Annotated in this window: 13 protein-coding genes; 5 read left to right on the top strand and 8 right to left on the bottom strand. The window is 69.5% G+C overall.

Annotated features, from left to right (window positions below):
* The first annotated feature begins 12 nt into the window (after window positions 1–12).
* Window positions 13–1329, top strand: a complete 1317-nt coding sequence (locus tag C4F17_RS17545) for an MFS transporter (RefSeq protein ID WP_106936093.1) — start codon at window positions 13–15, stop codon at window positions 1327–1329.
* A 29-nt stretch (window positions 1330–1358) separates the two neighbouring features.
* On the top strand, window positions 1359–2570 hold the full coding sequence (locus C4F17_RS17540) for a M20 aminoacylase family protein (protein WP_081270015.1): 1212 nt from the start codon (window positions 1359–1361) through the stop codon (window positions 2568–2570).
* A gap of 15 nt (window positions 2571–2585) precedes the next feature.
* Here the strand turns inward: C4F17_RS17540 and C4F17_RS17535 are convergent, their stop codons facing one another.
* Window positions 2586–3602 carry a recombination-associated protein RdgC gene (locus C4F17_RS17535; RefSeq protein WP_106936092.1) on the bottom strand — a complete coding sequence of 339 codons (1017 nt, stop codon included), beginning with the start codon at window positions 3600–3602 and terminating at the stop codon, window positions 2586–2588.
* A 118-nt stretch (window positions 3603–3720) separates the two neighbouring features.
* Here C4F17_RS17535 and C4F17_RS17530 point away from each other — a divergent pair, with 118 nt between their 5' ends.
* From C4F17_RS17530 to C4F17_RS17520, 3 genes are all read left to right on the top strand, one after another.
* Window positions 3721–4674, top strand: a complete 954-nt coding sequence (locus tag C4F17_RS17530; RefSeq protein ID WP_081270013.1) for a branched-chain amino acid transaminase — start codon at window positions 3721–3723, stop codon at window positions 4672–4674.
* Between the two features lie 8 nt (window positions 4675–4682).
* Window positions 4683–4892: a zinc-finger domain-containing protein gene (locus C4F17_RS17525; RefSeq protein WP_081270012.1), complete on the top strand. Its 210-nt coding sequence runs from the start codon at window positions 4683–4685 to the stop codon at window positions 4890–4892.
* A gap of 172 nt (window positions 4893–5064) precedes the next feature.
* Window positions 5065–6552 (top strand): hypothetical protein, encoded by a 1488-nt coding sequence (locus C4F17_RS17520; RefSeq protein ID WP_159053674.1) that lies wholly within the window; start codon window positions 5065–5067, stop codon window positions 6550–6552.
* Window positions 6553–6615: 63 nt separating this feature from the next.
* Here the strand turns inward: C4F17_RS17520 and C4F17_RS17515 are convergent, their stop codons facing one another.
* The 7 genes from C4F17_RS17515 to C4F17_RS17485 form a co-directional block, all read right to left on the bottom strand.
* Window positions 6616–7863, bottom strand: a complete 1248-nt coding sequence (locus tag C4F17_RS17515) for an O-antigen ligase family protein (protein ID WP_106936090.1) — start codon at window positions 7861–7863, stop codon at window positions 6616–6618.
* Window positions 7864–7934: 71 nt separating this feature from the next.
* Window positions 7935–9134, bottom strand: coding sequence for an ATP-binding protein (locus C4F17_RS17510; protein WP_106936089.1), 1200 nt, complete (start codon window positions 9132–9134; stop codon window positions 7935–7937).
* A 10-nt stretch (window positions 9135–9144) separates the two neighbouring features.
* Window positions 9145–9867 (bottom strand): response regulator transcription factor, encoded by a 723-nt coding sequence (locus tag C4F17_RS17505; RefSeq protein WP_081270008.1) that lies wholly within the window; start codon window positions 9865–9867, stop codon window positions 9145–9147.
* A gap of 53 nt (window positions 9868–9920) precedes the next feature.
* Entirely contained in the window at window positions 9921–11573 is a 1653-nt protein-coding gene (locus tag C4F17_RS17500; RefSeq protein WP_106936088.1) for an NAD(P)/FAD-dependent oxidoreductase, read from the bottom strand.
* A 2-nt stretch (window positions 11574–11575) separates the two neighbouring features.
* Window positions 11576–12418, bottom strand: a complete 843-nt coding sequence (locus C4F17_RS17495; RefSeq protein ID WP_106936087.1) for a beta-ketoacyl synthase chain length factor — start codon at window positions 12416–12418, stop codon at window positions 11576–11578.
* Window positions 12415–13623 (bottom strand): beta-ketoacyl-[acyl-carrier-protein] synthase family protein, encoded by a 1209-nt coding sequence (locus C4F17_RS17490; RefSeq protein WP_172839858.1) that lies wholly within the window; start codon window positions 13621–13623, stop codon window positions 12415–12417. The genes C4F17_RS17495 and C4F17_RS17490 overlap by 4 nt, the downstream gene beginning before the upstream one ends.
* Before the next feature lie 120 nt (window positions 13624–13743).
* Complete coding sequence (locus C4F17_RS17485) at window positions 13744–15111, bottom strand: AmpG family muropeptide MFS transporter (RefSeq protein WP_081268405.1); 1368 nt, start codon at window positions 15109–15111, stop codon at window positions 13744–13746.
* Window positions 15112–15136 lie beyond the last annotated feature (25 nt).

Here is a 15136-nt window from a genome sequence, read left to right as displayed (position 1 = left end):
GAGTGACATTAGATGAGCGAAGCCGCATTGCCCGCAAGCCCGATCCGGGCCCATTCACCGGCCACCGCTGCGCAAGGCACGGGAAAAAAGCAGAGCCAGTTCCGCCTGATCGCCGCCTGCTCGCTGGGCAACGCGCTGGAGATGTACGACTTCACCGTCTACAGCTTCTTCGCGCTGCTGATCGGCAAATTGTTCTTCCCCTCCGACAGCCCTTACGGCTCGCTGCTGCTGGCCGTGGCCACCTTCGGCATCGGCTTCGTGATGCGCCCGCTGGGCGGCGTGATCATCGGCAACTACGCCGACCGCAAGGGCCGCAAGGCAGCGATGACGCTGACCATCGGCCTCATGGTGATCGGCACGCTGTGCATCGCGCTGGCGCCCAGCTATGCCTCGGCCGGCGTGTTCGGCTCGCTGATGATCGTGGCGGGCCGCCTGCTGCAGGGCTTTTCGCTTGGCGGCGAAGTGGGCGCGGCCACCTCGATGCTGATGGAGGCCGGCGGCGTGAAGGGCCGGGGCTTCCGCGTCAGCTGGCAGCTCGCGAGCCAGGGCGTGTCGGCGCTGCTGGGCGCGCTCACCGGCGCGGCGCTGTATGCGGCGCTGCCGCAGGCTTCGCTCGAGAGCTGGGGCTGGCGCCTGCCGTTCCTGCTCGGCCTGCTGATCGCGCCGGTGGGGCTGTACATCCGCTCGCAGCTGGAGGAAACGCACGTTGCCGAAAGCCACGAGTCCAGCCCCATCGGGCGGCTGCTGCGCAACCACGGCGGCCTGGTGCTCAAGGGCATCCTGGCCACCACGGCGGGCACGGCGACGATGTACCTGGTGGTGTTCTTCATGCCCACCTACATGATCCGCGTGCTGCACATGCCGCCGTCGCTGTCGCTGCTGTCGGGCTGCGTCACCGGCATCACGCTGTTCCTGGTGTCGCTGGTGGCGGGGCGGCTGGCCGACCGGCTGCCGGCGCGCAAGCCGCTGGTCGTCGGCTCGCTGCTGTTCAGCGTGGTCGCGGTGTACCCCGCGTTCTGGCTGATCAGCCACTACCCGAGCGTGCCGCTGGTGCTGTGCCTGTCGGCGCTGCTGACCGCGAGCGTGAACATCGGCACCACGCCCATGTTCCTCATGCTGCTGGAGATGCTGCCGGCCGGCGTGCGCGCCAGCGGCATCTCGGTGGTCTACAGCATCGGCGTGACGGTGTTCGGCGGCTCGTCGCAGTTCATCGTGACCTGGCTGCTCGCCAGCACCGGCAGCCCGATGGCGCCGGCCTTCTACATGATGGCCTGCGGGCTACTGAGCCTCGGCGCGCTGCTGAGCCTGCGCGAGCACAAGGCCGATTGACCCTCCCCACGAACAACGACTTCCATCACATGACACGCGAACTCAGCCCCCAGACCACCAGGCTGCTGTCCCGGCTGCTGCCGCAGGCCGATGTCGACACGCAGGCCTTCGTCGACATCCGCCGCCGGATCCACGCCAACCCGGAGCTCGGCTTCGAGGTGAGCGCCACCAGCGAACTGGTGGCCAACCTGCTGCGCAGCTGGGGCTACGAGGTGCACACGGGCATCGGCAAGACCGGCATCGTGGCGCAGCTCAAGCTCGGCAGCGGCACGCGCCGGCTGGGCATCCGCGCCGACATGGACGCACTGCCCATCGTCGAGGCCACGGGCCTGCCGTATGCGAGCCGCAACCCCGGCCGCATGCACGCCTGCGGGCACGACGGCCACACGGCCATCCTGCTGGCCGCGGCCAAGGCGCTGGCGGCGGCGCGCAGCTTCGACGGCACGCTGAACCTGATCTTCCAGCCCGACGAGGAAAACCTCTGCGGCGCGCGCGCGATGATCGAGGACGGCCTGTTCGAGCGCTTCCCCTGCGATGCGGTGTACGCACTGCACAACGCGCCCGGCGTGCCGGTGGGCACGGTGCTGGCGGTGGAAGGCCCGGTCACGCTGTCGTCCGACGTGGCCGACGTCACCATCAAGGGCGTGGGCGGGCACGGTGCCATGCCGCATCGCGCGCGCGACCCGGTCGCCGCCGCCGCGGCGGTGGTGACGGCGCTGCAGACGGTGGTGGCGCGCAACGTGGCGCCCGACGACACGGCGGTGGTCTCGGTCGGCTTCATCCGCGGAGGCGCCACGCACAACGTGATCCCGCAATCCGTATCGCTGGGCCTGAACGTGCGCGCGGCGCGGCCCGAGACGCGCGCGCTGGTCGAGCAGCGCATCCGCGAGATCGTGAGCCTCACCGCGCAGGCGCACGGCGTGGAGGCCGAGATCGACTACCGCCAGCTGGTGCCGCCGGTGGTCAACACCGCGGCCGAGACGCGGCTGATGGCGCAGGTGTGCACCGAGATCGTGGGCGAGGCGAACGTGCTCACGCAGGTGCCCCGCGGCTTCGCGGGCAGCGAGGACTTCGCCTGGATGCTCGCCGCGCTGCCGGGCTGCTACTTCATGCTCGGCAACGGGGAGGGCGAGTTCGGGGGCTGCATGGTGCACAACCCCGGCTACGACTTCAACGACCAGGTGCTGCCGCTGGGAGCCGCCTGCTGGGTGCGCCTCGCGCAGACTTACCTGGTCGCCTGAGCTTTCCGCGCCGCGTCAGAAGGGCGCGTCTTCTTCCTCTGCGGAGTCTGCTGCGTCTGCCGGTGCCGTCGTGGCGGGCGCTGCTGCAGGCGCGGTTGCAGGCTTCACCGTGTCGTCCGGCGGCGCGGCCGAGAACGCGGCCTCGCCGCCCAGCGCATCGAGCAGCGCCGGCACCAGCTGGCCCAGCTCGCCCGTGGCGATGGCCACGTCGGCGTCGAAGTTGTCTTCCTTCTTGCCGCCGGCGGCGCCGTCGCCCGTGCCTTCGAGGAAGGTGATCTTGCGGATCAGCAGCCCGTGCGTGAGCTCAAAGGACACGCGGTCGTCCCAGGTCAGCGCGAGCCGCGTGGGGCGCTTGCCGTCGGTGATGTGCTGCTTGACTTCGTCGATGTCCAGCGGATGCTTGGCGTAGCGCACCACGGCCTTGGAGTCGTCGGAGGCCTTGAGCTCGCACTCGCGGTCGATGGTGAAGCCGGCCGGCGGCTCCTGCGTCAGCAGCCAGTTGGCCATGGCCGCAGCCGGCTCGATCTGCGTGTTGATGAGGGCCACCGCGAAGCCGTCGAGCGACTTCACGAGGCTGGTGACGACCTCGTCGGCGCGCGATGCATTGCCGCTGTTGATGACCAGGCGGTTCTCCGCCTTGTCGATCCACACCGTCACGCGCGCGCTGCGGGTGAAGGCCATCGGCAGCAGCTCGAGCGTGATGTCTTCCTTCAGCTCTTTCTTTTCCTTCTTGCCGGGCTTGCGGCCGGTGGTGGCCTCGATGTGGGCGCAGCGCTCGTCGAGCTTGCGGCGCACCACGGAGCCGGGCACCTGCTTGCTCTCGATCATGTATTCGACCAGCCACTGGCCGTCGATGGATTCGACCAGCGGGCCGTTGGCCTCGCCGCGGGGCTCGACCCAGCCGGCGGACTTTTCCTGCGAGGGGCCGCAGGGCACGAAGCGCTGCTTTCCTAGCCCTTCTTCCGCCTCGGCCAGTGTTTGGGACCAGGCAGGTTCGATGCGATAGACGATGACGTTCTTGAATACGGACACGGAAACCCTTTTTCCACTGGTTTGGACAACCAACCATTGTCGGGCACCCCGTTCCGGGGCCGGCCGTAAAATCGAAAGCTTTTGCGACTTCCCCCATCGCTCCCAAAGGAATCAGGAAATGAGCTCGATCCCCCCCTCGCTGGACGACCGTGACGGCAAGATCTGGATGGACGGCGAACTCGTGGACTGGCGCGACGCCAAGATCCACGTGCTGAGCCACACGCTGCACTACGGTTGCGGCGCCTTCGAGGGCGTGCGCGCCTACAAGACGGCGGACGGCGGCACGGCCATCTTCCGCCTGGCCGAGCACACCGAGCGGCTGTTCAACAGCGCCAAGATCCTGCGCATGAAGATCCCGTTCACGCAGGAACAGCTCAACGAGGCCCAGAAACAGGTGGTTCGCGAGAACAAGCTCGAGAGCTGCTACCTGCGCCCCCTCATCTGGATCGGCTCCGAGAAGCTGGGCGTGAGCCCCAAGGGCAACAAGATCCACGCCATGGTCGCGGCCTGGTCCTGGGGCGCCTACCTGGGCGAAGAAGGCATGAAGCGCGGCATCCGCGTGAAGACCTCCAGCTACACCCGCCACCACGTCAACATCACGATGACGCAGGCCAAGACGGTGAGCAACTACACCAACTCGATCCTGGCCAACATGGAAGCCCTGGACGACGGCTACGACGAAGCGCTGCTGCTCGACGCGAGCGGCTTCGTGTCGGAAGGCGCGGGCGAGAACATCTTCGTGGTCAAGGGCGGCGTGGTGTACACGCCCGACCTGTCGGCCGGCGCGCTCAACGGCATCACCCGCAACACCATCCTGCACGTGTGCAAGGACCTGGGCCTCGAGCTGGTGCAAAAGCGCATCACGCGCGACGAGGTCTACATCGCCGACGAGGCCTTCTTCACAGGCACGGCCGCTGAGGTCACGCCCATCCGCGAACTCGACCGCGTCGAGATCGGCAACCGCGGCGACGGCGGCGCCCGTGGCCCGATCACCGAGAAAATCCAGTCTGCCTTCTTCGACATCGTGAACGGCAAGAACCCCAAGTACGCCCACTGGCTCACGAAAGTCTGAAAGAAACCATGTCCACCAATGCAGTTGTCGAACTCCTGGCCAAGGAGCTCAATCATCAGGGCGGTGTTTTCTGCCCCAGCCCCAAGGCCGACATGAAGCTCTGGAACAGCCACCCGAAGGTCTACCTCGACGTGGCGCGCACCGGCGAAGCCAAGTGCCCGTACTGCGGCACGGTGTATCGCCTGAAGGCCGGCGAAACGGTGTCGGCGCGGCACTGACGCCTGACGCTCGCGCGGAGCCGCCGCACGGCGCGCCGGCTCCGGCCTGGTGACTCTCCGGTTTGAACCGCGGGTGTTCCCGCCTTCGAACTACGGATCCCGGTGATGGTGCCCTGCGGGGCCCGTTTCTAGCATCGACCCACTGGCGTTCAGACCAGGTGAGGAGTCGATTGTGGGGATCAGATCTTTCAGTTTTGCCACTGGCACGCTCGTGCTCGCGTTGGGCCTTTCGGCCTGCGGAGGCGGTGGCGGCGGCGGCAGCAGCGGCTTCAGCCTGCTTCCTTCCGGTGGTGGCTCCCCCACCACGCCGCCTGCGGCCGACACCAGCGTCGCCGTCTCCGGCACCGTGGCCACGGGCGCGCCGGCATCCGGCAGCAACGTGGCGCTGCGCTGCGCGAACGGCACCTCCGGCACGGCCAACACGGCCGCCGACGGCAAGTGGTCCGCCAAGCTCGATGCACCCGAGTTCCCCTGCCTGGCCACGGCCTCGGGCGGTTCGCTGGCCGCCGGGCAGAAGCTGCACTCCATGCTGCGCGCGGCGGGCTACGTCAACATCACGCCGCTGACCGAGCTGATCCTGGCGCGCGCGGCCGGCATGGCGCCCGGCGGCATCGAACAGGCCGGGCTCGCCGCGCTGGCAGCGCTGGCGGGCAAGCTCGACGCGGCCCAGGCCGATATCGTCGCGCTGCTGAACGAGTCGGGCTACGGCGCATTCGCGCCGAACCCCTTCACGGGCGAATTCAAGGCCGTTGCGGGCGACGCCTACGATGACCTGCTCGAGCACCTGGCGCAATCGCTGGCCGACGGCGACACCACGCTCGACGGCCTCGTCGCCGCGCTGATCGCCGCAGCCGAAGACGACGGCTTCGACCTGCCGCTCACGCACACCTTCAAGCCGGCCGAGCTCGCGGCGCAGCCGCAGCTCAACAAGGCGCACCTGGCCAGCGCCGCGGGCGTGCTGTCGATGAGGCTGGACGCGGGTTCCAACGCGGTCGGTGCCTTTGTAGGCGGCGGCGCGGGCAACAAGGCCGTGCTGCAACTGCCGGGCCTGGCGGGCACGAAAGTGAGCGATCTGAAGCGCATCGAGCTCGAGCTCAAGGGCGATGCCGGCGGCATCGGGCAGGGGCTGCCGTATGCATACCTCAACTTCACGGTCGACCTGCACTGCGACGCCACGCCCCTGCCGGCCAACGCCACGCTGGCGGACGTTCGCGCGCGCCGCCGCATCCTGATCTTCGACACGTACTACCACTTCATGCAGGCGACGAACGCGATCTCGACCAGCGAGTTCAGTTCGATCGCCATCACGCCGGCCACGCCGGGCTGGCGCATCTCCGGCGGCACGCCGGTGGGCACGGTGGCGGTCAACCCTGCCTACAACGGCAGCGAGACGCTCGAAGGCTTCGACTACACGGCCTACCCGGACGCCTGCATCGTCGACGGCATCACGGGGGATGGCGGCATGCCGCGCAACGCCTCGGCGGACGCCAGCTGCGCCACCAACGCGGCACTGCCGGGGTCGGCGCCTGCGGTGTGCGGCGCGGCTTACACGGGGCCGATCCTGGTCCTGGGCGACAGCAGTAGCACCACCGCGTCGCTATGGAGCTTCAAGCGCGTGAAGGTGGAGGCGACGCGCAAGCAGACCTTCCGCTTTGGGTAGCGAACTGCCGGCCGGCCGAATCCCGTGCTTGCCGCGGGAGGGCGGCGGGAGCACTCGGATGGGTTACGGTGTTTCGCTCGGGTTCGGCAGCCGCCGCGGCCACAGGCCGCGCCACGGATCCGGGTCCTGCCTTTCCTGCGCGAGCCGCAGGTAGACCATCGCGATCCACAGCAGCGCCAGGCCGATCTGCGCGTCGCGCAGCGCCGAGTTGACGCTCGACGCGATCAGCGCGATGAGCGTGGCGCCCAGCGCGTAGCGGCCGGCCATGTCCGGCCGTTTCCACGCCTGCCACACGGCCGCCATCATGATGACCAGCAGGCTCAGCAGCGCGGGCACGCCGCCTTGCGCGCCCACCCAGAGGAAGTCGTTGTGCGGCATGTTCGAGTCGGCGAAGAGCGCGGGGCCGCGCTTGTGCCACTGCTCGGTCCAGCCGCCGATGCCCCAGCCCGCGAGCGGGCGGTCGGCGATCATGAGGCCGGTGTCGCGGTACATGTAGTAGCGGATGACCCAGCTGCCCTTGAAGACGGCGCCGGCCTGCGCCTCTTCGAGTTCCTGCACGCCGGTCTCGACCTTCTTCTGCAGCTGCGGCAGCTGGTAGAGCCCGGCGCCGAGCACCACGGTGCCGAGCACCAGCGCGCCCACCAGCATCTTCAGGTGGTTGCGCCACTGGTGGACGCACACCGCCGGAATCACCAGCAGCAGCGCGAGCACCGAGGTGCGCGAGGTCAGCGGCAAGGCCACCACCAGCCCCAGCCCGAGCACCAGCACGAACGCGGGAATGGCGCGCAGCGGCCGGTGCGCCGCGATCTGCGCGATGCCCCAGACCGCCGCCGTGGAGGCCACCACGCTGAACAGCAGCGCGTTGCTGATCGACTTGTTGCCCACTTCCATGACCACCGCGCGCAGCGGCAACCAGATGTGGAAGCCGCCCACCGCATAGAAGAAGATGACCAGCAGCACGTTGAGCGCCGCGATCAGCAGGAAGCCGCGCAGCGCCCAGAGGGCTTCCTCGCGCGTGAGCGCCATGGCCATCAGCATCGTCACGCCGATGCGCAGCCCGTGGAACAGGTTGGAGGGGGTTTCAGGGTAGTGCGGCCTGATGGCCAGCACGATCAGCATCCAGGCCAGGTAGGCCATGACCGGCCACCACAGCGGATTGGCGCGAAGCCGCGCCAGGCGCTCCCGCCCTCCGCCGGCCACCAGCATGGTGGCGAGCAGCAGCAAGGCCGATAGATAGGTGACGCCGACCGGCATGAACACCACCAGCCCCCAGAACATGGCCGCGGGCCGAACGATGTGCGATCTCTGCATAGGGGCGGGATTTTAGGTGGCCCCCGCCAGCCGAGCCTGACTTCGCCCCGGCCGTGCCGGGCTCAATGGATTCAGTGCCCGCGCGCTGTGGTGGGCAGGCGGATGACGAAGCTCGCGCCGCCGCCCGGGCGGTCTTCGCAGCGCACCGTGCCGCCGTGCCGCTCGGCAATCGACTTCACCAGCGACAGCCCCAGCCCGACGCCGCCGTTGCGCTCGCTGGCGCCGGGCAGCCGGTAGAAGGGCTCGAAGATGCGTTCGCGCAGCGCGGCCGGCACGCCCGGGCCGCGGTCGTTGACGCGCACCGTGGCAAAGCCGTCGGCGCTGCCCAGTTCCACCGCGATTTCGCCCGCGCCGTAGCGGCGGGCGTTTTCCAGCAGGTTGCGGATGGCACGGCGCAGCAGGCGCGACACGCCCGGCACCGTGAGGTTCGCGTTGTCGGTGCCTTCGGCCAGGTCGAGCTCGGCACTCACCTGCGCGCATTCCTCGGCCGCCAGGCCGGTCAGGTCCACCGGCTCGATGGTGCCCATGTCGGCTTCGCTGGCGTCGAGCCGGCTGGCCAGCAGGATCTCGTCGATGAGCTGGTCGAGCTCGCCGATGTTGCGCGAGATTTCCTCGCGCGCCGTGGCGCTCGGGCGCTCGCCCATCAGCTCCAGGCCCATGCGGATGCGGGTGAGCGGCGAACGCAGCTCGTGCGAGGCGTTGGCCAGCAGCGACTTGTGCGAACGCACCAGCTGTTCGATGCGCTCGGCCGACGCGTTGAATCGTTTGGAGAGATCAGCCACTTCGTCCTGCCCTTCTTCGGTCACACGCACCGAGAGATCGCCCTCGCCCCACCGCTGCACGCCGCGCTGCAGCGATTCCAGCCGCTGCGTGATGCGCCGCACGATCGGGTAGACGCCCAGCGCCACCGCCACCCCCACCAGCGCGATCATCCAGCCCAGCCCGAACGGCGTGCGCCACGGCGCGAAGCCGGATGCGCCCGTCGGCCGCTCGCGCGGCGCCACGCGCAGCGTGATGTCCTTGCCGTCGCTGAGCGTCACGTCGAACTCCAGCCCCTGGCCCGGCACGCGCAGCGCGGTGCCGGTGCCGATCTTCCGGTCCTGCGCGTCGAGCACGATCACCTCGCGCGGCACGGGTGCCAGCCGTTCGCGCTCGGCCTGTGCCGCTTCGCGCACGATCCAGTTGGCCATCAGCGTGAGGATGACGACGCCGCCCACCACCGCGAGCCATATGCGCACGTAGAGGTGGCGGGAATAAAGGCTGCGCAGCATCTATTGCCGCTCAATCTTGCTGCTTGGCGAATACGTAGCCCACGCCGCGCACAGTGAGGATGCGCTTCGGGTTCTTGGCATCGACCTCGATGGCCGCGCGGATGCGGCCCATGTGCACGTCGATGGAGCGGTCGAAGGCTTCCAGCTCGCGGCCGCGCACGGCTTCCATGATCTGGTCGCGCGTGAGCACGCGGCCCGCGCGCTCGGCCATGGCCACCAGCAGGTCGAACTGGTACGAGGTGAGGTCGGCCAGCGCGCCGGCCACCGACACGGTGCGCGCGTTGCGGTCGATTTCCAGCGTGCCGAAGCGCATCACGGTGGACACCTCGGCCTCGGTGGCGTTCTCGCTGCGCCGGCGCAGCACCGCGCGGATGCGCGCCAGCAGCTCGCGCGGCTCGAAGGGCTTGGGCAGGTAGTCGTCGGCGCCGATCTCCAGGCCGATGATGCGGTCCATGGGGTCGCCCTTGGCCGTCAGCATCAGCACCGACACCTTGGAGATGGGCCCGGGCAGCGCGCGGATGCGGCGGCAGACCTCCAGGCCGTCGGTGTCGGGCAGCATCAGGTCGAGGATCACGAGGTCGGGCGCGTGCTGCTGCAACTGCTCCAGGCCCGTGGCGCCGTCGCCTGCGTGGTTGAAGCCGAAACCCGACTGCGTCAGGTATTCGCCCACCATGTGTGCCAGGCGGGTGTCGTCTTCGATCATCAGGAGTTGGGGGGTGCTCATGCGCTTCATGGTCGTCCACGGGCGGCAAGCAGGCTTGAACGCTCCGTAAAGTTGGGTAAACCTCAGCCGGCGGCGTCAACCGTATCGGCTTCGAAAAGCATGGCGCCGGCTTCGGCGCTCACGGGAGGGAGGCCGAGGTTCTCCTCCAGCAGCGCGGGCAGGGCGCCGGCGTCCACGCCGGGGTCGGCGGCGCGCGCGCGCGCCAGCACCTCGCCGGCCAGCTGCCGCAGCTGCGCGGTCGAGGCGCGGATGCGCGCGCGGAAGGCCGCGTCGTCCAGCGTGTCGCGCAGGCTGCGGTTGAGCTCGGCGAACCACGGCATCGCGGCCTGGTCGAGCATCACGGCCGGGTTGGCGCGCCGGCTGCTGGCCGACCAGCGGCGCATCAGCGCCTGCACCTCGAGGTTCAGCCGCTGGCAATGCTGCAGCTCGGCTTTCAGGCTGCCCAGCGCGTGCAGGTCGGTCAGGCGGTGCTGGAAGAAGATCTGCGACAGCACGCCCCAGTAGTAGGCGTAGTCCCAGATCACCTTCACCGGCAGCACTTCGGGGTCGCCGAACAGCGGGTACTGGTCCTGGTAGAGCGCCAGCGTGCTTTCGTAGAACGAGTGGTAGAGCTGGTCGTACAGCTGCGCGCGCTTGTCGATCGGGCGGCCCGCGCGGTCCTGCGCGATCAGGTCGGTGATGTAGGTGTTGCCGATGGCGATGAAGTCGCTGCCCGGCGAATAGAACGGGTCGAGGAACAGCCCCGCCTCGCCGGTCATCGCCCAGCGCTGGCGCCCCGAGAACACCTGCTTGCAGCCGTGCGAGAAGTGCTTGAGGAAGGCGAAGTCCTGCAGCAGGTGGCGCTTGCCGTCCAGCGCCTCGAACAGCCGCGGCTGGTAGGTGGCGAACCACGCCATCGCCTTGTCGAAGGTGTCGATGGTGTCCAGCGGGTGCAGCTTCGGGTCGGCCACGATGCCCACCGAGTGCGAGCCCGAGGCCAGCGGGATCAGCCAGGCCCAGTAGCCCGCGCCCACCAGGTGGTTGGTCGACAGCCAGCGCGCCTGCGGGTCGCAGCGCGTGCGCCAGGCTTCGTCGCCGCTCCATTCGTCGATGGCGATGCGCTCGCCGATGCGAAACCACACCGCGTTGACGTCGTGCGCGTTCGACTCGGCCAGGCCCAGCTTGCGCTTGAGCATGCCGGCGCGCCCGCAGGCGTCGATCACCCAGCGGGCCTGCGCGTGGTGCGTGTGCTCGCCGCGGGTCCATTCGATGCTGTGCGGCGTGGCCGGGTCGTCGGCCAGCGTGATGCGCCGCACCAGCGCGCCGTCCACGAATTGCACCCCGCGCCGCACGGCCTCCTCGGCCAGGAAGTTCTCGAAGATGCCGCGGTCGATCTGGTAGCTGGGCACCGACAGGTAGCGGCTCGCGCCGATCTCGGTCACCTTGTCGATGTCGCTGCGGCCCTCGCTGAAGAAGAAGCGAAAGCCGAACTTGCGCAGCTGCTCGGCGTCCATGTGGGCCTTCAGGCCCAGCACCGTGTCGAAGTAGTGCGCGCCGATCTCCACCGACGACTCGCCCACCTTGTGCGCCGCGTGCGGCACCGGGTGCGCGCGGCGCTCCAGCACCAGCACGCGCAGGTCGGCAAAGCGCTGGCGCAGCTGCAGCGCCAGCGTGAGGCCCGCGAGCCCGCCCCCCATGATCACTGCGTCAAAAGTGTCGGGCGCAGTGTCGGTCATGGTCAGCTCCGGTCGATGGGCTGCAGCTGCAGCCGAAGTGAAAGGGTGGGGGACAACGGCAGCGCCACCGGCGCGGGCGTGCCCGCGTCCAGCCGTGCCAGCGATTCGAAGAGGGTCAGCGCGTCGGCCATCGGGTTGATGCCGGCCAGCGATTTCGCCGCGTCCGACTGCGGCGGTGTGGCCTGCGTGGCGCTGCCGTCCAGCGACCACTGCAGCACCGCCACCGTGCGTTCGCTGGGCGCGGGCGCCAGCACCAGCGCCACCGCCAGCAGGCCGCGGCTGTCGGTCACCGAGGTGAGCGCGCCGACGGTGGGTGTGTCGTAGCCCACCAGCAGCACCGGCTCCTGGTCGGCCGCGCATTGCACCGCCGCCTCGAGCAGGCCCGAGGCGAAGCTGTGTTCGAAGGCCGACACCGCGTTGCTCGCCGCCATGCAGCCGGTGCCGATGGTCCAGTAGCCCACGGCCGCGTTGTGCACCGAGTTGTGGAACTTGGTGGGCGACAGCATCTTGGGGTCGGAGGCCAGCGTGCCGCACATGTAGTCGTTGATCGACAGGTCGCCGTGCGCCGAGGTGAACACGCAGGGCACGTCGGCCGCGTTTCGGCCCGCGCCGGCCATGGCGGCGGCGGCCACTTCGAGGGCCAGCGCCACCGTGTCGGGCGCGCGGCGCCGTTCGGCCGGCGCCAGCACCTGCGGCGCGGGGCGCTTGGCGGGCGGGTCGGCCAGCGCGCCTTCGCCGCGGAAAGCGGCGCGCGCGGCATCCCAGCCGGGCAGGGTGGGGGTCCAGAAGGCGGGGCCTTCGATGTACAGGGTCGGCGGCATGGTGGCGGTCGTGCTCGTGCTCATGCTGCCGCCGCCTTGCCGAACACCAGCGAGCAGTTGTTGCCGCCGAAGCCGAAGGAGTTGGACAGCGCGTAGCGCACCTCGCCGTGCGCCGGCTCGAGCTTGATCTGCGGACCGAAGCCCTCGTCCAGCGTGCGCGTGTTGACCGTGCCCGGCTTCAGGCCGCGCTCGATCGCCAGCAGGCTGATGACGGCCTCGACGATGCCCGCCGCGCCCAGCGTGTGGCCCATGAAGCCCTTGGTCGAGCTGGCGTGCGTGCCGGCCGGGAAGCGGCGCGCCACCAGCGCGCCCTCGACCTCGTCGTTCTTCTGGCTCGCGGTGCCGTGCATGTTGATGTAGTCGATGGCCTCGGGCGCGAGGCCGGCGCGCGCCAGCGCCTCGTCGAGCGCGCGCTCGGCGCCCAGGCCCTCGGGGTGGGGGGTGGACATGTGGTGCGCGTCGCTCGCCTCGCCGTAGCCCAGCAGGTGCAGCGGGGACGCATCGGCGCCCGCCTGCACGCGCTCCACCAGCGCGAAGCCCGCGGCCTCGCCCAGGCTGATGCCCTTGCGGCCGGCGTCGAAGGGCCGGCATGGTTCGCTCGACACCAGTTCGAGCGAATTGAAGCCGAACAGCACGCTGCCGCACAGCGTGTCCGCGCCGCCGACCACGGCCGCGTCGGCCAGGCCCAGGCGGATCATCCGCTCGGCCGAGGCGAACACCTTGGCGCTCGAAGAGCAGGCGGTGGAAATGGTCTCGCTCGGGCCGCTGATGCCCAGCACCTCTTGCACGAACAGGGCCATCGAATGCGGCGTGTGCACCGCGCTGCGGCGCTGGTCGGGCGGGAACATGCCTTCGGCGTCGAGCTGGGTGTAGGCCAGCTCGGTCTCGCCGATGCTCGCGGTCGAGGTGCCCAGGATCAGCGCGACGCGCGACGCGCCGTACTTTTCGCGCGCAGCCGCCACCGCCTCGATGAAGCCGTCGGCATGCAGGCCCAGCCAGGCGAGCCGGTTGTTGCGGCAGTCCCAGTGGGCGAGCGATTCGGGCAGGCGGACTTCTTCCAGGCCGTCGACGCGGCCGATCCACGTGGGCAGCGGGTCGTCGCCGAAATCGTTGGCGCGCAGGCCGCTGCGCGACTGCGCCAGCGCGTCAGCGAGCGCTTCCTTGCCGACGCCGACGGCCGAGGTCGCCGTGTAGGCGCTGATTTGAAGAGGGGGGATTCGGGACGGCACGATCTTTTGCGGGCTTGCTGACAACTGGAAACAACCAAGGAAAAAGCGAATGTAAACGTGGAACAGCCTAACAGTAGCAGGCGCCGTGGCGCGTCGGCGGATTCCTATAAGGCCCGGGCCCTATTGACGCTCCGTGGGGCTCGTGATGATCGTGAGCCGCGAGGCCAGCGCCACCAGCACCAGCACCGGCACGCCCAGCAGCGCTGTGGCGACGAAGAAGTTGCTGTAGCCGTAGGCGTCGACGAAGGCACCCGAATAGCCGGCGATGAATTTCGGCAGCAGCAGCATGAGAGAGCTGAACAGCGCGTATTGGGTGGCCGAATAGCTGATGTTGGTGAGACTCGACAGATAGGCGATGAAGGCCGCCGATGCGATGCCGCCGGCCAGGTTGTCGGCCGACACCACCGCGATCAGCGCCGTGGTGTCGTGCCCGCGCGTCGCCAGCCAGGCGTAGAGCAGGTTGCTCGCGGCGCTGAGCACGGCGCCCATCATCAGCACCCGCATCACGCCCAGGCGCATCGACAGCACGCCGCCCACGAAGGCGCCCGCCAGCGTCATGACCACGCCGTAGATCTTGCTGACCGTGGCCACTTCGTCCTTGGTGAAGCCCATGTCCACGTAGAACGGGTTGGCCATGATGCCCATCACCACGTCGCTGATGCGGTAGACGGCGATCAGCGAAAGGATCAGCACCGCGTGCCATTTGTAGCGGCCGATGAAATCGGCAAAGGGCTCGATCAGCGCGCTGCGCAGCCACTCGGCCGCGTTGCGGGCCTTGGGCAGCAGGCGCGGCACCGGCTCGGGCGACAGCAGCACCGTGAACACGCCGATCGCCATCGAAGCCGCCATCACCAGGTAGGCGGTCTTCCAGGCGCCGTCCTGGTAGGCGGCCGCGCCGGTGGCGGCCACGGCGGGCGCCACCTCGGCCCAGGCCGCGACCCACAGCACGCCGGCACCGGCCCAAATCATCGCCAGGCGGTAGCCCGTCTGGTAGGCGGCGGCCATCGCGGCCTGCTTGCGCGGCTCGGCCGATTCGATGCGGAAGGCGTCGAGCGCGATGTCCTGCGTGGCCGAGCCGAAGGCCACCAGCAGCGCGCACCAGATCAGCGGCGTGAGGCCCAGGCGCGGGTCGTTCATTGCCATGCCGACCAGCCCCGTGATGACCAGCCCCTGCGCCAGCAGCAGCCAGCCGCGCCGGCGCCCCAGCAGCGTGGTCAGCGGCGGCAGCGGCAGCCGGTCGACCAGCGGCGCCCAGACCCACTTGAAGCCGTAGGCCAGCCCGACCCAGCTCAGGTAGCCGATGGTGGTGCGGTCGATGCCGGCCTCGCGCAGGCGAAAGCTCAGCGTGCCCAGCACCAGCAGCAGCGGCAGCCCGGCCGAGAAGCCCAGCGCCAGCATGCGCAGCGTGGCGGGCTCCAGGTAGACCTTGAGGGCGTCGCGCCAGGGCGGGGAAGGGGGGGTGGGGGTTTCGGCAGGCGAGGCGGACATGTGCCCGGATTGTCCATGAGCGGCG

The organism is Variovorax sp. PMC12 (genome assembly GCF_003019815.1).
GTDB lineage: Bacteria > Pseudomonadota > Gammaproteobacteria > Burkholderiales > Burkholderiaceae_C > Variovorax.
The sequence above is the reverse complement of the archived record's forward strand: the minus strand, read 5'-3'. Positions and strand labels throughout refer to the sequence as shown.